Source organism: Acinetobacter sp. Q85-2 (genome assembly GCF_013420555.1).
In the GTDB taxonomy this organism is placed as follows: Bacteria; Pseudomonadota; Gammaproteobacteria; order Pseudomonadales; family Moraxellaceae; genus Acinetobacter; species Acinetobacter indicus.
In genome coordinates this window covers 243760-267488 of the sequence record NZ_VOXW01000001.1, presented here as the reverse complement: position 1 = coordinate 267488, position 23729 = coordinate 243760, and the positions used below count along the sequence as shown (strand labels likewise).

General features: G+C 47.1%; 21 protein-coding genes, 1 tRNA gene and 1 pseudogene. 12 read left to right on the top strand and 11 right to left on the bottom strand.

Annotation, left to right across the window (positions count from 1 at the left end):
- The first annotated feature begins 86 nt into the window (after positions 1 to 86).
- The 3 genes from FTT68_RS01305 (at position 87) to FTT68_RS01295 (ending at position 1865) form a co-directional block, all read left to right on the top strand.
- A complete protein-coding gene (locus tag FTT68_RS01305) occupies positions 87 to 770 on the top strand; it encodes a Smr/MutS family protein (RefSeq protein ID WP_005176474.1) in 684 nt (227 codons plus the stop codon).
- Positions 771 to 863: 93 nt separating this feature from the next.
- The gene (folE, locus tag FTT68_RS01300) at positions 864 to 1412 is read left to right on the top strand and encodes a GTP cyclohydrolase I FolE (RefSeq protein WP_005176473.1); all 549 of its coding nucleotides are present in this window, start codon (positions 864 to 866) and stop codon (positions 1410 to 1412) included.
- Between the two features lie 96 nt (positions 1413 to 1508).
- A complete protein-coding gene (locus FTT68_RS01295; RefSeq protein WP_005176472.1) occupies positions 1509 to 1865 on the top strand; it encodes a cupin domain-containing protein in 357 nt (118 codons plus the stop codon).
- A 111-nt stretch (positions 1866 to 1976) separates the two neighbouring features.
- Here the strand turns inward: FTT68_RS01295 and FTT68_RS01290 are convergent, their stop codons facing one another.
- The 5 genes from FTT68_RS01290 to hemE all read right to left on the bottom strand — a co-directional run bounded on the left by FTT68_RS01290 (position 1977) and on the right by hemE (position 7964).
- On the bottom strand, positions 1977 to 3338 hold the full coding sequence (locus FTT68_RS01290; RefSeq protein WP_104473477.1) for a diguanylate cyclase: 1362 nt from the start codon (positions 3336 to 3338) through the stop codon (positions 1977 to 1979).
- Between the two features lie 133 nt (positions 3339 to 3471).
- Entirely contained in the window at positions 3472 to 5370 is a 1899-nt protein-coding gene (locus FTT68_RS01285; RefSeq protein ID WP_180006714.1) for a DUF4105 domain-containing protein, read from the bottom strand.
- Between the two features lie 76 nt (positions 5371 to 5446).
- Positions 5447 to 5917, bottom strand: coding sequence for a DUF3015 family protein (locus FTT68_RS01280; protein ID WP_005176467.1), 471 nt, complete (start codon positions 5915 to 5917; stop codon positions 5447 to 5449).
- 123 nt (positions 5918 to 6040) lie between these two features.
- Positions 6041 to 6865 carry a DUF817 family protein gene (locus tag FTT68_RS01275; RefSeq protein WP_016659970.1) on the bottom strand — a complete coding sequence of 275 codons (825 nt, stop codon included), beginning with the start codon at positions 6863 to 6865 and terminating at the stop codon, positions 6041 to 6043.
- Between the two features lie 28 nt (positions 6866 to 6893).
- Entirely contained in the window at positions 6894 to 7964 is a 1071-nt protein-coding gene (hemE, locus tag FTT68_RS01270; protein WP_168398982.1) for a uroporphyrinogen decarboxylase, read from the bottom strand.
- A 204-nt stretch (positions 7965 to 8168) separates the two neighbouring features.
- Between hemE and FTT68_RS01265 the strand changes: the two genes are divergently transcribed.
- The 6 genes and pseudogenes from FTT68_RS01265 to FTT68_RS01240 form a co-directional block, all read left to right on the top strand.
- The gene (locus FTT68_RS01265; RefSeq protein ID WP_016659969.1) at positions 8169 to 9407 is read left to right on the top strand and encodes a L,D-transpeptidase; all 1239 of its coding nucleotides are present in this window, start codon (positions 8169 to 8171) and stop codon (positions 9405 to 9407) included.
- A gap of 169 nt (positions 9408 to 9576) precedes the next feature.
- A complete protein-coding gene (locus tag FTT68_RS01260) occupies positions 9577 to 10269 on the top strand; it encodes a pirin-like bicupin family protein (protein ID WP_005176460.1) in 693 nt (230 codons plus the stop codon).
- 309 nt (positions 10270 to 10578) lie between these two features.
- Positions 10579 to 11697 (top strand): ABC transporter ATP-binding protein, encoded by a 1119-nt coding sequence (locus FTT68_RS01255; RefSeq protein ID WP_168398984.1) that lies wholly within the window; start codon positions 10579 to 10581, stop codon positions 11695 to 11697.
- A 24-nt stretch (positions 11698 to 11721) separates the two neighbouring features.
- Positions 11722 to 12735, top strand: a complete 1014-nt coding sequence (locus tag FTT68_RS01250) for an extracellular solute-binding protein (protein WP_016659966.1) — start codon at positions 11722 to 11724, stop codon at positions 12733 to 12735.
- An 80-nt stretch (positions 12736 to 12815) separates the two neighbouring features.
- Positions 12816 to 14444: an iron ABC transporter permease gene (locus FTT68_RS01245; protein WP_180036424.1), complete on the top strand. Its 1629-nt coding sequence runs from the start codon at positions 12816 to 12818 to the stop codon at positions 14442 to 14444.
- 271 nt (positions 14445 to 14715) lie between these two features.
- Positions 14716 to 15135, top strand: a pseudogene (locus tag FTT68_RS01240) (Lrp/AsnC family transcriptional regulator); the annotation flags it as partial.
- A 287-nt stretch (positions 15136 to 15422) separates the two neighbouring features.
- Here FTT68_RS01240 and FTT68_RS01235 read toward each other — a convergent pair.
- Together FTT68_RS01235 and greB are read right to left on the bottom strand one after the other, a co-directional pair.
- A tRNA-Ser gene (locus tag FTT68_RS01235) sits at positions 15423 to 15512 on the bottom strand.
- A 90-nt stretch (positions 15513 to 15602) separates the two neighbouring features.
- Positions 15603 to 16097, bottom strand: coding sequence for a transcription elongation factor GreB (gene greB, locus FTT68_RS01230; RefSeq protein ID WP_005176376.1), 495 nt, complete (start codon positions 16095 to 16097; stop codon positions 15603 to 15605).
- A 366-nt stretch (positions 16098 to 16463) separates the two neighbouring features.
- Here greB and FTT68_RS01225 point away from each other — a divergent pair, with 366 nt between their 5' ends.
- A complete protein-coding gene (locus FTT68_RS01225) occupies positions 16464 to 17579 on the top strand; it encodes a transglycosylase SLT domain-containing protein (RefSeq protein ID WP_005176374.1) in 1116 nt (371 codons plus the stop codon).
- Between the two features lie 71 nt (positions 17580 to 17650).
- Here the strand turns inward: FTT68_RS01225 and FTT68_RS01220 are convergent, their stop codons facing one another.
- Positions 17651 to 18034, bottom strand: coding sequence for an SCP2 sterol-binding domain-containing protein (locus FTT68_RS01220; RefSeq protein WP_016659963.1), 384 nt, complete (start codon positions 18032 to 18034; stop codon positions 17651 to 17653).
- Positions 18035 to 18250: 216 nt separating this feature from the next.
- Entirely contained in the window at positions 18251 to 19174 is a 924-nt protein-coding gene (ttcA, locus tag FTT68_RS01215) for a tRNA 2-thiocytidine(32) synthetase TtcA (RefSeq protein WP_005176370.1), read from the bottom strand.
- Between the two features lie 510 nt (positions 19175 to 19684).
- Here ttcA and FTT68_RS01210 point away from each other — a divergent pair.
- Positions 19685 to 20527 carry a lytic transglycosylase domain-containing protein gene (locus FTT68_RS01210; protein WP_034597413.1) on the top strand — a complete coding sequence of 281 codons (843 nt, stop codon included), beginning with the start codon at positions 19685 to 19687 and terminating at the stop codon, positions 20525 to 20527.
- A gap of 115 nt (positions 20528 to 20642) precedes the next feature.
- Entirely contained in the window at positions 20643 to 21548 is a 906-nt protein-coding gene (gene htpX, locus FTT68_RS01205) for a protease HtpX (RefSeq protein WP_005176364.1), read from the top strand.
- A gap of 94 nt (positions 21549 to 21642) precedes the next feature.
- Here htpX and FTT68_RS01200 read toward each other — a convergent pair whose 3' ends face one another.
- Positions 21643 to 22236, bottom strand: coding sequence for a DUF4112 domain-containing protein (locus tag FTT68_RS01200; RefSeq protein ID WP_005176362.1), 594 nt, complete (start codon positions 22234 to 22236; stop codon positions 21643 to 21645).
- An 88-nt stretch (positions 22237 to 22324) separates the two neighbouring features.
- Complete coding sequence (mgtE, locus tag FTT68_RS01195) at positions 22325 to 23662, bottom strand: magnesium transporter (protein ID WP_005176359.1); 1338 nt, start codon at positions 23660 to 23662, stop codon at positions 22325 to 22327.
- Positions 23663 to 23729 lie beyond the last annotated feature (67 nt).

The following is a 23729-nucleotide window of genomic DNA, read 5'->3' as shown; positions in this document are numbered from 1 at the left end:
GCAGCGCCAAGCTGAATCCGTTTCAGTTCAAATCAGGCGTAATTCAGACTATACTGGATTGAAATTTTATCCTCCTATTTTCGATTATGAGCAAACACGATTCTTCGCTATCGAAAGAACAGTTTAAATTACTCAAAGACTTTAAAAAGCAGATCAGTAATCCGCATCCGCGCGTAGAGCCAGCAGCGCCGGCCATCAAAACGGCTGAACAGGAACAGGCCGAAGATTTTGAGCTGTTTCAAAAAGAAATGCGTGGGGTCCAGAAAATGGATCATGGCAATATCGCGCCAGTGGCCCAACCGGCCAAGAAAAAGCTGGATGCCCAGACGCTGGCTAAACGCGCAGCCGCCGAAGGCCCCATGCAAACTGATGAGACCATTTTGTCGGACACGCAAGCCATGCTCAATCCGGTGGGCAGTCAGGCCAGTTTAAGCTACCGCATTGCCACCTTGCAGCATAAGGTGTTTGAAGATTTAAAAGCTGGCAATTTGCGCTGGTTTGAAGCGGTCGACCTGCATGGCTGTACCGTGGAAGAAGCCCGGGTGGCGGTGCTGCAAATTATCCAGATGGCCAAAGATGAAAACCAGAACGTGATTAAAATTGTGCATGGTAAAGGCCCGGAAGCCATTTTAAAAACCTATGTCAATGGCTGGTTACGTCAGCATCGTGATGTTCTGGCCTTTGTCAGTGCACCGGAAAAACAGGGCGGCACCGGTGCGGTGCTGGTTCTGCTAAAACGTGCAGAAAAGAATCCAAAGTTTAAACAATAAGCGGATTTTTCCTCAAAAGCAGGCATTGTTGCGGTTTTCTGCTACAATGCCGTCCTTGTTCAATATCAGTGTAAGTGAACACGTCTTATGTCTATGCAGCAATCCTACGCAAACATTCTTACTGCCGTTGGTGAAGATTTAAATCGCCCTGGTCTCAAAGATACGCCTATGCGTGCTGCTAAAGCATTTTCGTATTTAACCTCGGGTTATAGCCAGACGTTGGCTGAAGTGACCAACAACGCCGTGTTCCCGTCTGATAACCGTGAAATGGTGCTGGTCAAAAATATCGAATTCTATTCGCTATGCGAGCATCACCTGCTGCCATTTTATGGCCGTGTGCATATTGCCTATTTACCGGAAGGCAATGTTTTGGGACTGTCTAAATTTGCCCGTATTACTGAAATGTTTGCGCGCCGTTTACAGATTCAGGAAAACCTGACCCAGCAGATTGCAGAAGCCGTGGCTGAAGTGACCAAAGCCCGCGGTGTTGCGGTGGTGATTGACTCTGCACACATGTGCATGATGATGCGTGGTGTTGGCAAGCAGGAATCGACCACACGTACCGTGTCATTTATTGGTGACTTTAAAACCGATAAAGATGCACGCCGTGAATTTTTAAGTGCTGTGCCTGAAAGTTACTAAGCTAAAATCATGCTGAAGCCTCGACATCTGTTGGGGCTTTTTTATGTCCTGTTTCTTATACTACCGCTGGTTTCCCTATTATTTTAAGGAATGCAAATGTCTTCAATTTATTTAGCCGGTCAGGGCCTGACCCAAAGTGAATGCAGTGTCGACTTCCCGCGTCCGGATCGTTTGGTCAAAGGCAATCCCAAACGTGATACATATAGTGCCTATGAACATCCCAATATGAGCTGTGGCATCTGGCAGTGCGAAGTCGGCGCCTGGAATATTGTCTTTGCTGACAATAAACAGGAATTCTTTAATGTGATTGAAGGCGTGGTGCGTATTCATGACCAGCACGGACAATATATTGAAGTTACCGCCGGTCAGGCCGGAATTATTCCACCGGGTTTTGTCGGTACCTTTGAAGTGGTTGCAGCAGTGAAAAAATATTATGTGGTGGTTGAGGCCTAAAATACCGCTTGAGCTTTTTGATGTTTTGGCTGGTTTTATCTTGCTGCTTTGATATAAAAAACGCCCGACAGTTTTGGGCGTTTTTTCATGCCGGGATGAGACTTAAAAGGCTTATTTGGCCAGATAGACCTGATTACGTCCGGCATTTTTGGCGCTATATAAGGCTGCATCTGCGGCATCCAGAAAACGCTGATAATCCGGATGGCCATCATACTGCACTGCGCCAATACTCACGGTAAATTTAAAACTCTCACCTTCAGCAGAACGGATTGGGGTATCTTCAACCCGGCGACGGATGGTTTCGGCAATCATCTGGGCCCGGTTCCAGTCACTATCGACCAGCAGCAATAAAAACTCTTCCCCACCAACCCGGAAAGCATAATCACTGCCCTTGCTCGATTCCAGCAGCACTTCGGCCATAAACTGCAAGGCCAGATCACCGGCGGCATGGCCATAGCGGTCATTAATCTCTTTAAAGAAATCGGCATCAATCGCCAGTAGACTTAAAGGTGAGCGGTTTTTGCGCGAGAACTGGATTTCACGAATCAGGATGGTATTTAAATAACGCCGGTTTAACAGCTGGGTCAGCGAATCATTGCCCGTGCCGATATATTCCGCCACCTGAAACAGCTGATCGACCAGATGCTGGATTTCGCGGTTTTTACAGCGAATCTGCTGAATCAGTAACAGCTTCTGCTGCTGATTGGAAGTGTCCAGCAGCTGCTGGTTCAACTGATCCACCTGATAAATCCGCTGGATAATAAACTCGACCTGCTCGGCGCTGGCAAAAGCATAGGCTGCTTTATGAATGAACCACAGGCCAAATTCAGATTTGGAGAGTGGCGGATGAAACAGCTGTGACTGGTCAGAAAAGGCTTTAAACATCAGCTCATTTTCCCAGTCCAGCAGACAACCGCGCTGGCGGTCTTTTTGCACGGCCACATCCTGCATGGCAGAAAACAGGCGGTAGGTGTGTTTCATATCATTATGAATTTCCACCTTGGCCTCATAAGTGCGGCACATAATTTCCGCGGCCAGGCTCAGCACCTGGGTCATATAATCGGCAGCAGCCAGTACATCGGCCTGCGGGGTTTGCAGAAAAAAGGCAAAACTTTTGCGCTGGATTTCGCGGATGCCGCGAATAATCAGCCAGGAGGGAACGCCAATACGCGCATGCACTTCCCCAACTTTCAGCTGCTTGGCGACAATGGCTTTAAAATCCTGCTTGAACGGAACTGCAAAACTGTCCAGCAGCCATTGCTGCAAGGCATTTTTCAGGCGGCTACGCACCAGTTCATCAGACAGGAAATAAGAGGCTTCCTGCTCCTGCATCATCTGTCGATAAAATTCGGCCACCAGCACCGTGACATGCTGTTGAATGAACTCGAAGCTATAGCTTAAATCGGTTTCAGAAAATTGCCCGCAAATCGCCTGCCACTGCGCTGCAAGTTCCTCTATACGCTCTTGGTTCATACAACCGCCTCACACAGATGAATTACAGCGCAGATTTTAACGCAGCTGTCACATAAGACAATTCTTTTGTGAATTAAATGAATATTCACTTAATAACAATCTGGATTTTCAAGCCTGACTTCACGACTTCAGCTTAAAAGAACCAGGCATAACCAAGACTGGTCTGATGCCAGTCCTGTTGATCCTGCTGCTGATATTCCCAGCCCAGACGAATCGCATGCTGCGGATTCAGCACATATTGCAGCTGGCTGTGCAGTCTCAAATTCCATTGCTGGGCATCTTCCCAGTATGGCAATTCCACTTGCAGCACACTATTCAGCTGCGGACTCCAGATATTCTGGCAGCCCAAGGTGGGTCCGACACCCACGCGCCAGCCACGACCCAGTGCTTTACCGGCCTGTAGATGGTTTTGTAGCTGGGCATAGCAAATATGCTCACGGTCGGCACTGGCCCAGCTATAGCCCATCTGGACCTGTAAATTGGCTACACCATGCTGTTCCTGAGTGCTGAACTGACCATGCTGATCGAGCGCTTCCTGGGTCCAGCCCAGATTAAAACCCCAGGACAATGGTGTTTTAAACGGCGTAATCGGGTTATAGGAGTTCACCGCCAGCACATCGAGCTGACTCAGTTTTAGGGTTTCATCCCGATATTGCAGCGCACCCTGTAAAAATAGCAATTGAGTCCCAGTGCGAAAACCACCTTGCGGATCGAGCAGATCATGATAGGCTTGCCGATGGCCCAGTTCGATAAAGGATTGTCCCTGCACTTCACCAGTGCTTAACGTCAGATTACGCGCATGATGGCCCTGGCTTGGATCAACGTTTGGGACGTCCGGCGCGCGGCGCTGCTTGTCGACCTGAAGCTGGCTTCGCAGGCTGAGTAATTGGCGTAAACGTGGCTGGGCAAAACCGGTTTCGACCTTGCGGGCTAAAAACTGCAGGTACAGATCATCGTAGGCCATTTCCAGTATTTTGGCCTGCTCTAATGCGGTATAAGACTGTAATAACGTATTTAAATCGGCAGATTCGGCAAAAGCCAGCTGATGTGCAGCTTGCGCCAGGTCTGTACCATGCTGGCGGGCTTGAGCCAGTAACTGGGTTTCTAGTGCCGGGCGATAGACCGTGTCTTTGACCAGATCTGAATCTGCCAGCGCCTTGATGGTTTCAACTGGAATCGACGCCACTTTAAACTGTTGCTGTAAATTCAGCTCTGGACGGACCAGATCAATCAGGCCCAATAAACGATAGGCACAGTTATCACTGACAAAATAATAGGGAAAGCTGACGTGCTTCATTTCCCAGATATGTTCCACCAGAAAACGGGTTTCATCCGGGCTTAAATCCAGCTCGTATTCCCATAAATCGCGGCTTTCCAGATCACCATATTCCTTAACCTTGCGGTAATACGGCATGAGGGAATATTCACCCGGATACTGTCCGGTCAGACCTTTCCAGGCATAGGACCAGCTTTGCTCACCCGGCACTGTGGCCGCATAATTTACCGCATAGGAAATCAGGTTCAGTTCCTGCTGATCTTTCGGGTCCAGTCGCAGCAAGGTATGCCCGAACATGGAGCTGGGATTGCCCATAAAATCGGTGGCATAAATTAAAGTGGTTTTGTATGGACGAATCTGGCCAATCCATTCATCCAGTTCCGGACAGGCCACGGCAGCCAGTTCCGTCTGTGGAATATTCAGTTGTTGCACCAGCCAGCGGCTACGTGCCGGAAAACGGCATTGTACCGATTGATTTGGCTCGGCCTGCTGAAACAGCGCTGCAATATTCGCCTGTAATTCCTGATTTAAATCGGGTGTTTTGGCCTCTGTTAAAAAATAGCCGGCATAGCTGACAGTACTCTGCCCGGAAGTATTGGCATACATTAAGCGTTGCCAGGTATTTTGCTGTGCCAGTTGCTGCTGTTCAGCACGCTGGATATACAACTGTGCCGGCGTTGAAGATTCAGAAGAAGACGTCGCGGCATACGCCACAGGAGATAACAAAGCAGCACATACAAAAGCAAGAGGTTTCATTCAGCAGATCAATTCTTATTCGGTTCTTATATAGAGAAAAACCCTGCCAGAAGACAGGGTTTTATGGGATGCTTAATTAGACGTAGGCTTTTAAGATGTCGTCTTGTGCCATCACTGACTGTAAAGAAGCCAGCACTTCAACAGAAGTCTGGTTGTCAGCTGAATAAATTTCAGAGAAGTTTTGTTTGGTCACTGCAAAGAAACGTGCTTTGTCTTCTGCTTTAATGCTCAGTAATTCAGCCAGTACGTTCAGGCTTTCACCCTCGCCTACAGCCATATCACGCGCCAGCGTTTCGGCATTTTCATTGGTAAATGTCACCACTTGCGCAGTTACAGTACCAGTACCGCTACAGCCTAAAGTACCGAAGGTAATACCGAACAACTGGTTTGCAAAAATACCATTGGTTGTAGCAGCTAAAATTTTAGGCACTTTACCAGACTGACCTGCCCAAACTTGAGAACCAATACCACAGCCGGCATCAGCGTCTGCAAATGCTGCTGTTGAACCTGCTGCCAATACTGCTGCCAAAGCTAATTTTTTTAACATAAAAGTCTCCAGAATTTATTATCTGAGTTTGTTATTGTTTCACAATGTGTAATTTTTATTACACTGTTTAAAGATAACGCATCCGCCAGCGAACACAAAACACTTTATACCAAAGTGGAAAAATTATTTTTCTGTATCCTTTAAGTGCGCAGGTTTCAGTTGCCAGATGCCATTTGGCTGACGATCACCCAGAATTTTCAAGACCAGCACCAGACTCAGCAATAACAGCAGATACCAGGACCCCAACTTGCCCCAGCCAACCATATGCCAGCTGTCGACCTGACTTGGATACAGCCAGATCTGGTAAAAGGTGCTGATATTTTCTGCAATCCAGATAATAAAGGCCAGTAACAACAAGACCGGTAACATCGGCAGCTGCATCCGGTGATGCTGCAATTCAAACTGGATACGGGTTTTCCAGAATATCAGTACGCTCCAGGCAAACAGCACATAGCGGATATCCGGCACAAAAAACTTGCTCATAAAATTAATATAAGACAGCACCGCCAGACTCAGCATATTGGCAAAACCCGGCAAGCGAGTAAAAGATACCCGATACAAACGCAAGGACCGGGCAAAGAAACTGCCGACGGCCGAATACATAAACCCGGCAAACAGCGGCACGGTCATAATTTTAAATACGGCCGGCTGCGGATACTGCCAGGACGCAATCGCCGGATGGGTCAGAAAAATTTCCATAATCATCGCCAGCAGATGAAACAGCGCAATGACTTTAGCCTCGGCCCAGGATTCCAGCTTGAGATACAACAGTAAAATCTGGATAAGGACCGCATAAAACAGCAAATAGTCATAACGGAAAAAACCGTAATAGTCCTGGCTACCCAGACTGGCGGTAAAAGCAAAAGCTATCAGCAATAAAATTCCAAATAAGGCAGCCGAAGCTGCCTTATAAGTGAATTCAAAACCTGATTTTAAAATTGTGATCAAGGTTGAATCCTAATATTGTTGCATCTTCTTAAAGGTACTTGGCACTGTATTCATGCACCGTATCAATAAAGACTTTCGGATTGGCCGGATCAACCCATTGGGTAATACCATGTCCAAGGTTGGCAATATAGCCAGTTTTTTCACCATGGGCATAGGCATCATCCAGCATGGCTTTGGTCGCCTTGGCAATTGAGTCCGGGCTTCCATATAACGTGGCTGGATCGAGGTTGCCCTGTAAGGCAGCACGGCCATTCACGGTTTGGCGCGCCACATTTAATGGCGTGGTCCAGTCCAGACCAAAGGCATCGGCACCGGTGGCCACCATTGGCTCCAGCCATTGACCGCCGCCTTTGGTAAATAGAATGACCGGAATTTTACGGCCATCTTTTTCACGTTGCAGACCCGCTACAATCTTTTGCATATAGTTCAGCGAGAACTCGATATATTCACGATGCGCCAGTGCCCCGCCCCAGCTGTCAAAAATCTGTACCGCTTGTGCACCAGCATCAATTTGCGCATTCAAATAGTCAATCACGGCGACTGCCAGACGGTCGAGCAAGGCATGCATCACTTCCGGCTGGGCATACATCATCTGCTTGGTAAAGCGGAAATCCTTGCTTGAACCACCTTCAACCATATAAGTCGCCAGCGTCCACGGACTGCCAGAAAAACCAATTAACGGCACCTGTCCGCCCAGAGCCGAACGAATGGTCGACACCGCATTCATGACATAGTCCAGATCTGACTTGGCATTAAAATTCGGCAGATTGGCGACATCCTGCTCGGTACGCACAGTTTTATGAAACTTCGGACCTTCACCAGCTTCAAAGTACAAACCTAAGCCCAAAGCATCCGGTACGGTTAAAATATCGGAGAATAGAATGGCTGCATCCAGCTCATAACGGCGCAAAGGCTGTAAGGTCACTTCACAGGCAAATTCGGTATTTTTGCACAAGGAAAGAAAATCTCCGGCCTTGGCACGGGTTTCACGATACTCAGGCAGATAACGTCCTGCTTGACGCATCATCCATACCGGCGTGGTATCTACGGGTTCACGCAACAAGGCACGTAGAAAACGATCATTTTTTAAGGCCGTCATTTACTTTCCTAACTTCGACTGAATCTTGCATCCATCATATCAAAAAGGCAGAAATTTTAATAACTTCTTTAGTCCTTTAAAAATGCCGGACTGTAAAAGATAAAAGTGATATTTACACAAAACAGATACTGCATCTCCTCATTTTTTCTGTAATACTTGTGTAGTTTTTAAAATGTAAATGAATAATTCTTAAGGTTGACTTACATGTTCGTTCGCACAGTACTCGCCATGAGTTTAAGTTGCATGTTTGCTGGTACAGCCCTGGCTGCAACCACTGCTGAACAGCCGTTGAATCCTCAATTGATTAGCGATACAGCGGTTGAAGATCCGATTGATCCGCTTGCAACAGACGCATCAGCGGCAGTCGTACCTTCAGAAGTTGAAACGCAAATTACGCAACAAGAAGAACAAGATTTAAACAAGGCTTCAGCGACCCTTGAAGACCTGCAAAATGCCGAAGATACCCAGGCTGATATCGGCAGCGCACCGACAACTGCTGCGCCTGCAACGACTTCAGCCAGCACAGCGCCAGCCAAAGCCTCCTGGACTTTAGATGGCCTGAACAATGCCAGCTGGTATGAAAATATTGGCAAAGGCCAGTTCCCGGTCTATGCGCGCGCGCATGTGATGCTCAATAATGCTCATGCTTCTCCGGGTGCGATTGATGGAACCAGCGGTAAAAATACCCTGAAAGCGATTGCCTCTTTCCAGCAGATGAACGGGATTAAACCGACCGGTGTGCTAACGCAGGAAACCTGGGATGCTTTAATTGCCCGTCAGGGTTCAAAACCGGCTTTCGTGGAATACACCATTACTGAAGATGACCTGAAAGGTCCGTATGTGAAATCAATTCCGGGCGATTATGCACTGCAAGCCAAAATGAAAGGCCTGCACTACACCAGCGTCACTGAAATGCTGGGTGAAAAGTTCCATATGGATGAGAACTTCCTGAAAAAGCTCAATCCAAATGCCAACTTTAACAAAGCCGGTCAAAAACTGATTGTGGCCAATGTGCGTAATGACCTGCCGGAAGATATCCACCTGATTGTGGCGCACAAAGGCGCTAAGCAGCTGTATCTATTTAACAGCCGCAACCAGATGATCGCATCATTCCCGGCCAGTATTGGTAATACCAACACCCCTTCACCAACCGGGACTTATAAAGTGACTGGTGTGGCACCAAACCCGTGGTACAGCTACTCGCCAAGTAACTTTATCCAGGGCAAAAACATGAAGCCACTGTCCTTACCACCAGGTCCAAACGGTCCAGTGGGGAATATCTGGATTGGTCTGAGCAAAAAATCCTTTGGTATTCACGGTACGCCAAACCCGTCGATGATTTCTAAATCCTATTCGCATGGCTGTATCCGTCTGACCAACTGGGATGCCAACGACCTGGGCCGTAAAGTCCGTTCAGGGGTTACGGTTAAATTCCTCGAATAATCTGCTTATACCCCATAAAAAGCCTGCCGATGCAGGCTTTTTTGATTACGGAGGTTTGAATCTATGACGTTGCGAATCTGGAACGATATGTTGCATTCCATGCCTAGAACAGGCACCAGGTAAAACACTAAGATAGCCTCAAGCTCAAAAAGAATTAGAGGATTATCTGATGAACGCCTACTTACATCGTAGTGAAGAACGTGGTCATGTTAAAGCCGGCTGGTTAGACACCAAACACAGCTTTTCATTTGGCAGCTGGTACAACCCGAAATACATGGGTGTGAGTGTGCTTCGTGTGATTAATGATGACCGGATTGCTGCCCACAATGGTTTTGGTACCCATCCGCATGACAACATGGAAATTTTAACCTGTGTACTGGATGGCACCATTTCACATAAAGACAGCATGGGCAATGAACGGCATATCAGTGCGGGTGAATGGCAGCTGATGAGCGCCGGAACCGGGGTTCAGCACAGTGAAATCAACCAGGGCGATGTACCAGTGCATATGCTGCAAATCTGGATTCATCCAAATGTGCGTGATGCAGAGCCAAATTATCAGCAAATTAAACTCGACCCACGTGAACAGCCGAACCAATGGCACCTGATTGTTGGCCCGAACGAACAGGCTCCAATGCATATTCGCCAGCAGGCTGAAGTGAAAACCGCGGTACTTGAAGCCGGCCAAAGCCTAAACGTACAGGCGACCCAGCAGCTCAACTATGTGCATGTGATTCGTGGTGAAGTGCAGATTGGTGAACATACGGTTAAAGCTGGTGATGCACTGTTATTCGCGGAACATGCGGATATTCAGGCAACCGAAGAAAGCCAGATGATCTGGTTTGACTTACCGGGCAAATAAACCCGTCCTTCTCTCCCAAGGGCCATGATGATTTTGGCCCAATAGCCGCTCCATTGAGTGGCTATTTTTATGTCTTAAAGCCGGCCTTGATTGACTTTTACCTGAGTGTGAACAGCCTGTTTAAGCTGCACCCTTTGCAGCAACTCAAATACCATTTATGAAAATAAACTGAATAAAATCGGCCGATCGCCTGTAACCCGATAAAACTCTCAAAACTGAAACTATTTACATTCTCATTGGTAAAAACACTCTACATGAGAAAAATTCTCAGTTATGATAACTGCATAAAAATCATCCTGTGAATTGACCATGAATGCTTATACTGCAGCTCAGGCCAATGTCTTGACCATTCGGCAACTGAGCAAACAATTCGGCTCGCGTTTTGCGGTGCATCAGGCCAGCTGGTCTGCACAGCGCGGACAGATTCTCTGCCTGCTGGGCCATTCTGGCTGTGGCAAAACCACCATGCTTCGTCTGATTGCCGGATTAGAAACCCCAAGCAGTGGCTCAATCCAGCTTGAACAGCAAATCCTGTGGAATGAACAGCAACAGATTCCAGCCGAAGCGCGCAATATTGGCCTGGTGTTTCAGGACTATGCCCTGTTTCCGCATTTAAGCGTACTGGACAATGTCATGTTTGGCCTGAAAAAACTGCCCAAAGCACAGCGTCAGGCGGTGGCCGAACAGGCGCTACAGCATGTTTCGATGCAGCATCATCTGCACAGTTATCCCTATACCCTGTCTGGTGGCGAGCAGCAGCGCGTGGCCCTGGCCCGTGCCCTGGCACCTAAACCGCAGGTGCTCTTGATGGATGAACCTTTTTCCAATCTCGATCATCGCCTGCGTGACCAGATCCGGCAAAATACCATCGAAATTCTGAAGCAGACCGGCACCACCACAGTTATTGTTACCCATGATCCGGAAGAGGCGCTGCAAATTGCCGATCAGATTATCCTGATGCATCAGGGTGAAATTATTCAGATCGGTACGCCGAAAGCCCTATACCGGCAGCCAGCCACCTTATTTGCCGCCCGTTATTTTTCTGCCCTGAATGAAATTCCGGCGCAGCGTGTCGCGCAGCAATTACAGACCTGTTTTGGCGCACATCCCATCAGTGAAGCGCTGGCGCATCACCAAGAGCCAATCCGCTGCTGTTTCCGTCCACATCAGGTGCAGGTGTTTAGCCAGCCGACTACCGGTGCAATCCCGGCGACCGTGCTGTCCTCCAGCTTTATGGGGCATGCCGAACAGCTACGCCTGCAACTGGACCCCGAGACTATTATTCTGGCGCAGGTCAGCCCGGCACAGACCGCTTATCAGGAACAGGTTTATGTGCGCCTCGATCTGCAGCAGTGTTTTTTCTTCGCTCAAGATTCACAGCCGAAAGCCCATACAACCACCACGGCTGAAGTGGCCAACGCTTTTTAAATTGACAATAAGGAATGAAAAACGATGAAAGTAACAATCAAAATTCCACTGCTGGCCAGCGGCCTGCTGGCGCTGAGCGGTCTGGCGCAAGCCGCGCAGGTAAACCTGTATACCACGCGTGAACCGGTGCTGATTCAGCCCTTATTAAAAGAATTTACCGAAAGCAGCGGCATTAAGGTCAATACCGTGTTTATTAAAGATGGTCTGCTGGAGCGAGTGAAAGCTGAAGGACGCCGTTCACCGGCCGATGTGATGCTGACCGTCGATTTTGGCAATCTGGTGGATCTGGTCGAAGCGGACCTCACCCAGCGCGTGAATTCCAAAGTATTAAATAATGCCATTCCGGCCAATTTACGTGCAGCCAATGGCCACTGGTATGCCCTGTCAATGCGTGCCCGTGCAGTCTATGCCTCCAAAGAACGTACGCCGCTGAACGCCATTCATTATGAAGATCTGGCCAATCCGCAATGGAAAGGTAAAATCTGTATCCGTTCGGGTAGCCATCCCTACAATACCGCGTTAATTGCCGCCTATATTGCCCATCATGGTGAAAAAGCGGCAGAAACCTGGTTACGCGGCGTTAAAGCCAATCTGGCGCGTCCAGCCAGTGGCGGTGACCGCGATGTGGCGCGCGATATTCTGGGTAAAATCTGTGATATTGGTGTGGCCAATACCTATTATGTGGGCACCATGCGCAATGGCAATGCTGAACAGCAGCGCTGGGGCAATGCCATTAATGTGGTGTTACCGCGCTTTAAAAATGGCGGCACCCATGTCAATGTCTCAGGTGCAGTTGTAGCCAAACATGCGCCAAACCGCAAAGAAGCGGTACAGTTACTGGAGTTCCTGGCCTCAGATCAGGCCCAGGCCATGTATGCACAAAGTGGTTATGAATATCCCGTCAAACCAGGCGTGAAGATTGATCCGATTATCGCCAGTTTCGGCAAGTTAGATATTGATTCACTGCGTTTAAGTGAGATTGCTCGCCATCGTAAGGCAGCCAATCTGCTGGTTGATAAAGTCCAGTTTAATCACTAAACCTGAATCATCAGATAGCGCGGGCAGACTGCTGCTCGTGCTATCAGTCTTATGTCCATGTCCAGCCTGTTGATCCCCCGATGACCCAGAAAAAATCTCCTGTAACTGCACTTTTTTCACTCAGTGGCCTGTTTACCCTGCTGGCCTGTCTGCCTGTGCTGGCTTTGCTTTGGACGGCCTTACAGGGCAATAGCGAGATTTGGGACCATCTGCTGCAATATGTGATTCCTCCCACCCTGATTGAAACCGGCCTGTTGCTGTTTGGTGTCGGGATTCTGACGATTCTGATTGGTACCGGCAGTGCCTGGCTGGTCACGGCCTATCAATTCCGTGGCCGTGGTTTTCTGGACTGGGCACTGTTACTGCCCTTGGCCGTACCGACCTATATTATTGCCTATAGCTATATTGATATTTTGCATCCGATTGGTCCTGTGCAGACCCTGCTGCGGGACTGGCTTCAGCTAGAAATGCAGCAGCTCTGGTTTCCGAATATCCGCTCGCTCTGGGGCGCGATTTTTCTGCTTAGTTTTGTGCTGTATCCCTATGTCTATTTAAGCACCCGTGCCATGTTCCTGATGCAGTCAGCCAGCCTGATTGAAGTAGCGCGCAGTCTGGGATTAAAACCGGAACAGGTATTTTTCCGGGTTGCGATTCCGCTGGCTCGCCCGGCCATTGCGGTTGGTGCCAGTCTGGCCCTGATGGAAACCATCAATGATATTGGTGCCACCGAATTTCTGGGCATTAAAACCCTGACCCTGTCGATTTATTCGACCTGGACCAACCAGTCCGATCTGGCCAGTGCCGCCCAGATTGCAATTTTTATGTTGCTGATCATTAGCCTGCTGGTACTGGCAGAACGGCTGGGACGACGCAAACAGCGCTATATGAACTCGGCCCAGCGTAGCCGGCTGATGCCCGCCCAGCCAGTGACCGGCGCCAAAGCCTGGCTGCTATTCGGCCTAGGGCTGATTCCGGTGATTATTGGTTTTCTGATTCCGATCAGTCATTTACTGGTCGAATCTTATCAGCGTTTACAATATGCCGGTTTCTCTGAATATCTGCTGCAAGCCTCAATCAATACGCTTACCTTAGCCAGTATTGCCACTTTTGTGACCATGCTGATTGGCTTTATGATTGTGAGTACCGCACGGTTTAGCCGAAGCAGCTGGCTAAGCCGGGTTGCCAGTTTGGGCTATGCCATTCCGGGCACCGTACTGGCCATTGGCCTGATGCTGTCTTTGGGCGCGATTGATCACGCCGTGGCGGATTTTCTGGAATTCCAGCTTGGTCTGGATACCGGCCTGCTGTTTTTAGGCACCAGTTTCACCTTAATTTACGCCTATGCGGTACGCTTTCTAGCCATTTCAATTGGCGGGATTGAATCGGGGTATAACCGGATTCATGGCGTTTTTGATGATGCCGCACATAATCTGGGCCAGAGCAAAGGCGGGATTCTGACCCGTATCCATTTGCCTTTATTACGTCCTGCACTGATTTCAGCAGCCTTACTGATTTTTGTGGATTGTATGAAAGAGCTGCCGGCCACATTGTTGCTACGTCCGCTGAATATGGAAACCCTGGCCACGCAGTTATATACCGAAGCCTCACGTGGTACCTATGAAGAAGGCGCAATTGCAGCCTTATTGATTGTTCTGGTCGGACTGATTCCAGTGATTTTACTGGCACGGTTGGGGAAAACTGTACGTTAATCTGAACTAGATGAACTGGCTAAACTCTGCTTCAACATTGAGTGCAAGTTTAGCCTTCTCTCTTTTTATAGTGAAAATCGTTTAAAGATAATAGCCTTATAAAATAGAGATACACTTTTGATTTTTAATAAGCTTGGGATAAAGAATTTTATTCAGAAATAGTTTAGGCAGATAGTGCTTAGAATATTATCCTTAAATCCAATTATTTTTTTATTATTCAATAATAACTAAGAATCAAGAATTAAAAACCAATTATTCATCCGTTTAAAAAAATAAAACGGACAATAAAATACTTGGATTGTTAAGAGAAAATGCACGTATCTCAATTACAGAAATTGCGCAGAAAACCCGAAATTCCCGGGCCACGGTTCAAAAGCGAATCGAGTACATGGAAGCGACTAGCATCATTACCGGCTATACGGTACGCATTAAACCGAACCTGAATCCGCAGCTTATTCAGGCCTGGATGAGTATTATGGTGGAAGGCAACAAGGCACAGGCCGTCATCAAGGAGCTACGTCTCGATCCGGCTATTCAGACCTTACATACGACGAATGGCAAATGGGATTTACTGGTAGAAATCCAGTCCGACAATTTGGTGAATTTTGATTTAATTTTAAGTCGGATCAGAAGTATTTCAGGGATTTATAACAGTGAAACCAATATATTACTGTCAACCTATAAAATTTAAATAATTGATTTTAATCTTCATCTGTCGCATATACATTGCGACAGGTGAAAGATTATCGATGATTATTTTATAGAAAAGCAATCTATATAAATATTCGTTTTTCATATTTTATGGTTTTTTATTTTTAGATATTCGAAGCAAAATAATATATCTTAAAGGTATTTATATAATACCTATAAAATATGTTTAGCTCTCCTCTTTAAAATAAATCAGTTCCATATAAAGAATATAAAAATAAAACGGAGCGCAATAAAAAAAGCCCTGACAATGTCAGGGCTTTTTGAATTTGGCGGAAGCGGTGAGATTCGAACTCACGGAGGACTCACACCCTCGTCGGTTTTCAAGACCGGTGCATTAAACCACTCTGCCACGCTTCCAATGGCGGCTATCATATAAAGAAAATTTTAACTTGGCAAATATTTTTCCAGGTTTTCGCAACCGACTGTACAAAATAAAATCAAAATCGTTTAATTTGCTGAATTTTCAAACTTTTCATAGCGAATGTCGACAATATACCAGTGTTTTGCACCTGATGGCGTCTGCACTACTGCTTCATCATCCACACTTTTGCCCAGCAAGGCGCGCGCCATTGGCGAGTCAATTGAAATATGTTGTGGATGATGATCATAAATTTCATCAACCCCGACAATTCTTAGGGTTTTCTGCTCGCCATCATCATTTTCAATATCGACCCAAGCGCCAAAATAGACCTTGCCCTCCTGTTCAGGTGAAAAATCAATAATTCGCAGCTCTTCCAGCCGCTTGCCGAGGTAACGTACCCGACGGTCAATCTTGCGCAGCAGCTGCTTGTTATATTGGTAATCGGCGTTCTCCGAACGATCGCCTAGACTGGCCGCCCAGTTCACTTTTTTGGTAATTTCAGGGCGTTCTTCATGCCACAAATGCTGAAGTTCCGCGACCAGTTTGTCATGTCCACCACGGGTAATTAAGCTCGATTTCATGGCCTTTAACAGCAGAAAAATATGCCTGTAGCTTACCAAAAACTGCTGCCTTCTCCCCAATTACTCCACTTTTAAAGTTTAAAAAATATTTTTCCTAAATAGAATCATTTACTTATGAAACAGTTTTTTATTTTTTTATGGACAAAATTTGACAACTCAAATTTTGGTCTTTATTATGCGCACATCTTTTAATTATGATCATTTTTTAACCTGTGTGGCGTAGCCACATTTTTTATCTTTCATCCCATGTCATTTTGAATGACGTCATGAGTGCCCACCCTCTTATTGAATTTATCAAACTTGAAAAAGTCTGAGGCCTTTTGCCTCCTGCTTTGTAGGGCATAAATTACTTGTAGCGGAGACAACATGCACAGTAGTTCAACTTCTGGGTCGAGGCTTGGCCTTCACTCTTTTTTCAACTCTCTCCCTTTAAAAGTCTTAGTATTAAGCAGTGCGTTAATTCCGTTTCATAGTATTAATGCAAGTAAAGCAGCGTATCAGTTTGATCGCGTGGTCAATCACAATAAATTGACCGTGGTTTCTGTTTCGAATCCGACCACCGTGTTTCAGAACAGTCAGCATCTGCATGGCTTTGGTTATGACCTGGTGCGCAACTATGCGCATAGCCTGAATGTCAAACTCGAGTTTAAAACCGTACCGGACAATGCGACAGCGTTGCAATGGGTGGCGTCAGGTAAAGCCAACTTTGCCATGACCACTGCCAGTATTCAGAGCATTGAAAACAAGCATCTGACCGGTTTTTCGGCCACCTGTGGCGATTTAAACACCTTGCAGAAAAATGGCCTAAACAGCAATTTAAACTGGGTATTTAAACATGCCGATGATCCGCTGAGCCAGACCGCCAGTGCCTTTGTCTGCCGTGGCAAACAAAGCGGTGCCATCAACCAGCTGGCCTCGTTCTATAACCAGAATGTGGTTAAGCAGGAATCCTGGAATACTATCCAGCGTGACTTAAGCAATCGCATGCCTTTATATAAGGCCAGCTTCCAGCGCACTGCGCAGCAGTATGATCTGGACTGGCATTTACTGGCGGCCATTGGTTATCAGGAATCGTACTTAAAGCCGAACTCTGTTTCACCAACCGGTGTTCGTGGTTTGATGATGCTGACCAACAGCACAGCCAAAGCCATGGGCGTCAGTAACCGTACCGATCCAACCCAGAGCATTCAGGGCGGTGCCAAGTATTACAACCTGATGCTGAACCGTTATAAGCATATTCCGTTTCCAGACCGTAACTGGTATGCACTGGTGGCCTATAACATGGGTCCGGGTGCCGTGAGCCAGATTCAGAAGCGTATTCAGGCCACCGGTAAAAACCCGAACAACTGGGTCAACCTGTATGCTTACTTAGACGGCAATAAAGCCAAGAACGGACGTTATCGTCAGGCCTTACAATACGTGACCCGTATCCGTGCCTATCTGGAACACATCAAGACCACGCCGCAGCTGGTGAATATTTAAATGCTTCACCGTTGATCTTCAAGGCAAAAAAAAGCTTACCTTCGGGTAAGCTTTTTTGTGTCGGGTCACAATCAGGTGGTTTGCGCCAAAACGTTTTTGAACAGGTCTTTTTGCTCTTGGCTTGGTTTTGCAGTTTGCAATGCCATTAATTGAGACATATCGCCTTGTACTTTGATTTTACCGGTCATGAAGGCTTGCATGGCTGCAGCCATATCAAACTCCAGGAACACTTTACGTAAGGTCTCAGCATCCATATTCAGGGTTGTTTTTGCATTTGCAGACAATCCTTTCTGGATTTTGCCACCGTCTAAAGCTAATTCTGTATTGCCTGAAGCATCCGTAACAACCAAATTAATTGCAAGATTCGCAAGCGCAGGTGGTAAATTTAAGTCACCAGCTTGAGCCGTCAGGTTCTCTACGGTTGCAAACCAATCATCAGATAAAAAAGCAGGCATGATTATTCCTCAATTTATTTGTTCATTTGTGTCGCCTGTCCAGACAACATTTTTGTGAAGCAATGATGCTTGTGACCTGTTATAGCATGTAATCATAAAAGATGGCTAAGATTTTTTGTACGATGCGTTCAAATTTTATATTTTTAATACAATATTGAAATAATTCAAATATATAAAAAAAGCACTGAACTGAAGTTCAATGCTTTTTTTGACTATTTAGTCAGCTGCATAGCCTAAATTGACCATGTTGATGCGGTTGGACTGACCATCTTCATTCTCGTGCGAATAACTGCCTTTAAAGTCAAACTCGCGCTCGCTATCGAGTGCTTCAAAGTCAAACAGCTCGCGGTCTGCCAGTTGCGATGGTGATACATTTTGCAATGCACCAAAAATACTGTGCAGACGTTTTGGATGGGCATTGTCCCATTCACGCAGCATGTCATTGATAATCGCACGTTGCAGATTTTCCTGCGAACCACACAGGTTACATGGAATAATCGGGAACTGGCGCATTTGCGCGTATTTGATGATGTCTTTTTCTTCCACATAAGCCAGTGGACGAATCAGCATATTCTTCTTGTCGGAAGATAACAGCTTCGGTGGCATCGCCTTTAAGCTGCCGCCATGGAACAGGTTCAGGAAGAAGGTCGCCAGAATATCATCACGATGATGCCCCAGTGCCACCTTGGTTGCCCCAATTTCCTGGGCAAAGCCGTACAGTGAACCACGACGCAGACGCGAACACACTGCACAGTAGGTTTTGCCTTCCGGGGTCAGACGCTTGGTAATACTGTAGGTATCTTTTTCCAGAATATAATACGGGATATTATTTTCTTCCAGATAACGCGGCAGCACATCTTCAGGGAAGCCCGGCTGTTTCTGGTCCAGATTCACCGCCACCACATCAAAATGAATCGGGGCAATACGTTTAAACTGCAACAGAATATCCAGTAAGGTATAACTGTCTTTACCACCCGAAATACACACCATGACCTTGTCACCGTCTTCGATCATCTTGTAATCACGAATGGCATGACCCACCTGGCGACGCAGCTTTTTCAGCAAACGGTAATACGCAGAGCTGGTTGGCAGTTCTGGTTTAAAATTAAATCCTTGATCGGACTCAACTGGCGAGAACATAGACGAGATTTACCCATAAAAAAAATACCGCGCAATTTTAGCCGATTCAGTCCCGGCACGCATCAAAAGAATGTAATTTCCTGCTTGTCATTTTTTGTCATCTCGCTGTCTTTATTTTTATGCTAATTTGAACGTTTGCGTTCATCTTTTAAGCAAGATGCTTATCTTTTGGACTTTTCCACAGTTTTCCACAAAAGCTGTGGATAACTTTGTGGATTTAAAACAACTTGACAAGGTCACTTGCCTGCAATTGAAGGCTTCTATTTAAATTGATCATTTTTTAATCAATTTTATTTATAATTAAAATCAATGGTTTAAGTGTGTCAAGCAGACCAGAATAAAAAAAAATAAATATTTTTTTTTGATTGTTCTGTCAGCAAACAGGGCTTGATTTTTACAAAGTAAACAGGGAAATAAATGTAAAGACTCTTTTCATCAATGTTTTTTTTGTTAAACTCAAACCACCTGTTTGGGGACAGTATGAACTTCGTTACCATAATGAATACGATAATGTATAAAAGATTACATTTTAAACAACTGGCTTTTTGGGGATGTGTGACGCTGCTTGCGGTTGCATCGCACAGTCATGCCGGACAGATTTATGTCTATAAAGACAATAATGGCTCTACCCTGCTGACCAATCGTAAAAGTTCAGACCAGTCCCTGAAAAAAGTCAAAGTGACGTATTATCCCGACAGCAATATTCATCGTTATAGCAACTGGGGCAGCTCTGAAGCATCGGTCTTACCAAGCTATAGCCGCAATAAAAATGCCTTTGACCATATTATCCAGCAGGCCGCGCAGCGCCACGGTATTTCGTCTGGGCTGATTAAAGCCGTCATGCACACCGAGTCCGGCTTTAATGTCAATGCTCGCTCTCCGGTCGGGGCCCAAGGCTTAATGCAGCTGATGCCGGCCACTGCCAAACGTTTTCAGGTTTCTAATGCCTACGATCCTTATGAAAATATTATGGCCGGGGCCAAATATCTGGCCTGGTTACTAAAACGTTTTAACGGTAATACATCCTTAGCATTGGCCGGTTATAATGCCGGTGAAGGCAATGTCGCCAAATACGGCGGCATTCCGCCCTTCCGTGAAACTCAGGACTATGTGCGCCGCGTGACCAGCCGTTATCACAATCTGTACGCCGGTGGCGTCAGCAGTAGCGATCAGGGACCGTTACTGGCCCAATCCAATACGCTTTCTTCTGGTTCGCATTTAACCGCAGCTCAGCCTGCACGCCCATCGCGTGAAATTATTGTTGCTGCAGATGGCAGCTTTACCGATGCACCGGTCCGCTCCTATGCCACGGCACATGCCTCTGCCGCAGCCCGAATCACCATTTCGGACTAAGACGATTTTTTGTTGATTTTCACGATTTTTTCTTGAATTTTTAATACATTCACCGCATATTTACTTGCATGATTTATGAATCAGATTACATTTTCATTTTAAGAGGATTTACTCAATGATGCGGATTGGTTTGTTCTTGCTAACCAACCTCGCGGTACTGGTTGTAGCTGGCATTATTTTGTCACTCTTCGGTGTCGGTAGTTACCATGGCGCGGGTGGCTTAAATCTAGGCAACCTGTTGGTCATCTGTTTTGTCTTCGGTATGGTCGGTTCTTTAATTTCCCTGTTCATGTCTAAATGGATGGCGAAAAAAACCACCGGTACAGAGCTGATTGACCCGAATGCCCCACGTAACCAGGCTGAAGCGTGGTTATTAAATGAAGTTGCACAATTGTCGCAACGTGCTGGCATTAAAATGCCAGAAGTGGGTATCTTCCCTTCTTATCAGTCGAATGCCTTTGCAACCGGCTGGAACAAGAATGATGCTTTGGTGGCGGTTTCAACCGGTCTGCTGGAGCGTATGAACAAAGATGAATTACGTGCCGTACTGGCGCACGAAATTGGTCACGTGGCCAATGGTGACATGGTTACGCTGGCGTTAATCCAGGGTGTGGTCAACGCCTTCGTGATGTTCTTTGCCCGTGTTGCCGGTGATTTCATTGATCGTAACGTATTTGGCCGTGAAGATGGCGAAGCGCCAGGCATTGCCTACTTCGTGATTACCATTGTGCTGGATATCGTGTTTGGTATTCTGGCTTCGGCCATTGTGATGTGGTTCTCGCGTCAACGTGAATACCGCGCCGATGAAGCGGGTGCCCGTCTGGCTGGCAAACAGGCCATGATTTCTGCCCTGTTACGCTTACAGGCCGAATCTGAAATGCCAGATGCAATGCCAAAAGAAATGAAAGCCTTCGCGATTTCTGCCGGTCAGGAACAAGGGTTTAGTCTGGCAGCGTTATTCCAGACCCACCCGACCATTGAACAGCGTGTGGCGGCATTACAGCAGTTAAACCTGCCTTAATAATAATGCCCAACCGTTAAATAGACAAAAGCCTCCATATGGAGGCTTTTGTTTTTATGTGTGATAGATACTGGTTGGAATGATGACAGCTTACTTAAAGATTTAAACCCTGCATCCACTGCCAGACCCATTGCAGCCCGGCCAAGGTCGCCACCACCAGAATGATCAGGAACAACAGGCCTAATAAATCAGGAAGATGAATCCACAGCCAGGCCACCACAGGATTACGCCAGAATGCCGAATATTGCTGCTTCTGCTCCAGTTTTTCATGCAAGAAAGGATGCACCACATGATGGTCACTCTGGATATCATATTCCTGCCGGATATGATCATGCACAATATCCAGCGCCTTACGGCTAGGGCGAATAAAAATATCAAAAATCGTCCCGGCAATCGGAATAAAGCCCACCACCGCATCCATAACCGCCAGCTTCATGACCGGATTCAGTTTGGCTTGTGGCACGCCGACCTGTTTGGCTTTATAAATTGCATAACAGGTCAGCACAAAACCGGCCAGATCGCCGGCCACCGGAATGGTACTTAAAGCCGCATCAGCGCCCACGCCCTGTTTGGTAAACGGAATCCGCACCACCGAATCCATCATATTGGCAAACTTGGCCAGATCACGCTCCAGGCGAATCACCTCTTGCCGGGAAAGTTTGGGTTTGGTGCTGTGCAGCTCTGTCATGAATCAACCTGATTTTTATCTATTTATGTCATGTTTTTACTATACTCGAGCGCGCTGCTCAAACGTTTTACTGCTTTGTAAATACGGGCTAAAACAGCAGCTGGGAAGCAATAAACAGATAAACCACCACCCCGCTGGCATCGCAAATTGAGGTCACCAGAGGTGCCGACGCACTGGCCGGGTCCAGTTTCAGCTTATTGAGAATAAATGGCAGGCTCATGCCAACCAGACAGCCCATCAGTACAATGCCCAGCATACTTAAGGCCAACACCACCGCCACCATCAAATCGCCACGCACATAACCCAGTACCGACACGGCCAGTGCCATGGTGCCACCTAAACAAAGCGCCACCAGACTTTCCCGCCCGAGCAGATAGAACCAGTCACGAAAATGCACATCGCCGGTGGCTAAAGCACGGACCATTAAGGTCGCCGATTGCGCCCCGGCATTCCCGCCACTACCGACCAGCAAGGGCAAGAAGAACACCAGCACAATATGCGCGGCAATAATCTCTTCAAAATGGGCAATCCCAAAACCGGACAGCAAACTGCCAAACACCAGAAATACCAGCCAGAACACGCGCTGGCGATATAAAGATAAAATTGGTGCATTTTTCAGGCTCAGGTTGGGCAAGGATTCAATCGCACCGGATTTTAAAATATCTTCAGTAGTTTCGGCCTCGACAATGTCCATGGCATCATCATAGGTGACAATCCCGACCAGACGCTGCGCCTGATCAACAATCGGCAAGGCCAGAAAATCATAATGCGCCAGCTTCCAGGCAATCTGTTCCTGATCTTCATCGACCTGGCCCATCACCAGATCCGTGGTCATGAGATGCTGCAGCTGTACCTCTGGCGCGGCCTGAATAATCTGCCGCAAGGACACCACACCGAGCAGATGCTGTAGCGCATCTACAATATAAATCAGGTACAGGGTTTCCCGGTCTGCCGCCACCTGACGCAACTGTTCAATCGCCTGCTGGATCGTCAGCTCTGGGGATAAAGTCACAAAATCCGAACTCATGATCGCCCCGGCAGATTCTTCCGGGTAAGCCGCCAGCTGCTGAATTTGCTGACGTTTTTCCGGGGCCAGCTCGGCCAGAATCCACGGCTGTAGCGTCGGACTCAAACCTTTAAACAGGTCGGTCCGGTCATCTGAATGCATGGCACTCATCAGCTGCAACAAATCGGCTGGGTCCAGCTGTTCGGCAATTTGCGCCTGCACAGTTTTTGGCAAAAACTCAAAGATCAGCGCGGCCTGCTCCAGGGTGGGAATCAATCGAACCTGCGCTTGCAGCGACAGCTGTTCAATCCAGACCGCCAAATCGGCCGGATTCATATGCGCAATCAGGGTCTGTACCCGCTCTGGATGCTGCTGCAAAATGGCCTGTTCCAGTGCCTGAAGTTCAAAAGGATTCAGCATAAACCTCTCATCATTATTCTTGGTTATTTTTTAAAATGTAAAGTGATTTGCACTGCATCTGCGTGCT

Bases quoted from the DNA above. Each gene is read 5' to 3' on its own strand.
- FTT68_RS01265 (WP_016659969.1), top strand. From the start codon at position 8,169: ATGTTCGTTCGCACAGTACTCGCCATGAGTTTAAGTTGCATGTTTGCT.
- greB (WP_005176376.1), bottom strand. From the start codon at position 16,097: ATGAAATCGAGCTTAATTACCCGTGGTGGACATGACAAACTGGTCGCG.
- FTT68_RS01210 (WP_034597413.1), top strand. From the start codon at position 19,685: ATGTATAAAAGATTACATTTTAAACAACTGGCTTTTTGGGGATGTGTG.
- htpX (WP_005176364.1), top strand. From the start codon at position 20,643: ATGATGCGGATTGGTTTGTTCTTGCTAACCAACCTCGCGGTACTGGTT.
- ttcA (WP_005176370.1), bottom strand. From the start codon at position 19,174: ATGTTCTCGCCAGTTGAGTCCGATCAAGGATTTAATTTTAAACCAGAA.
- folE (WP_005176473.1), top strand. From the start codon at position 864: ATGCAGCAATCCTACGCAAACATTCTTACTGCCGTTGGTGAAGATTTA.
- FTT68_RS01280 (WP_005176467.1), bottom strand. From the start codon at position 5,917: ATGTTAAAAAAATTAGCTTTGGCAGCAGTATTGGCAGCAGGTTCAACA.
- FTT68_RS01260 (WP_005176460.1), top strand. From the start codon at position 9,577: ATGAACGCCTACTTACATCGTAGTGAAGAACGTGGTCATGTTAAAGCC.
- FTT68_RS01220 (WP_016659963.1), bottom strand. From the start codon at position 18,034: ATGCCTGCTTTTTTATCTGATGATTGGTTTGCAACCGTAGAGAACCTG.
- FTT68_RS01285 (WP_180006714.1), bottom strand. From the start codon at position 5,370: ATGAAACCTCTTGCTTTTGTATGTGCTGCTTTGTTATCTCCTGTGGCG.
- FTT68_RS01245 (WP_180036424.1), top strand. From the start codon at position 12,816: ATGACCCAGAAAAAATCTCCTGTAACTGCACTTTTTTCACTCAGTGGC.
- FTT68_RS01290 (WP_104473477.1), bottom strand. From the start codon at position 3,338: ATGAACCAAGAGCGTATAGAGGAACTTGCAGCGCAGTGGCAGGCGATT.
- FTT68_RS01225 (WP_005176374.1), top strand. From the start codon at position 16,464: ATGCACAGTAGTTCAACTTCTGGGTCGAGGCTTGGCCTTCACTCTTTT.
- FTT68_RS01200 (WP_005176362.1), bottom strand. From the start codon at position 22,236: ATGACAGAGCTGCACAGCACCAAACCCAAACTTTCCCGGCAAGAGGTG.
- FTT68_RS01255 (WP_168398984.1), top strand. From the start codon at position 10,579: ATGAATGCTTATACTGCAGCTCAGGCCAATGTCTTGACCATTCGGCAA.
- FTT68_RS01295 (WP_005176472.1), top strand. From the start codon at position 1,509: ATGTCTTCAATTTATTTAGCCGGTCAGGGCCTGACCCAAAGTGAATGC.
- FTT68_RS01250 (WP_016659966.1), top strand. From the start codon at position 11,722: ATGAAAGTAACAATCAAAATTCCACTGCTGGCCAGCGGCCTGCTGGCG.
- hemE (WP_168398982.1), bottom strand. From the start codon at position 7,964: ATGACGGCCTTAAAAAATGATCGTTTTCTACGTGCCTTGTTGCGTGAA.
- FTT68_RS01305 (WP_005176474.1), top strand. From the start codon at position 87: ATGAGCAAACACGATTCTTCGCTATCGAAAGAACAGTTTAAATTACTC.
- mgtE (WP_005176359.1), bottom strand. From the start codon at position 23,662: ATGCTGAATCCTTTTGAACTTCAGGCACTGGAACAGGCCATTTTGCAG.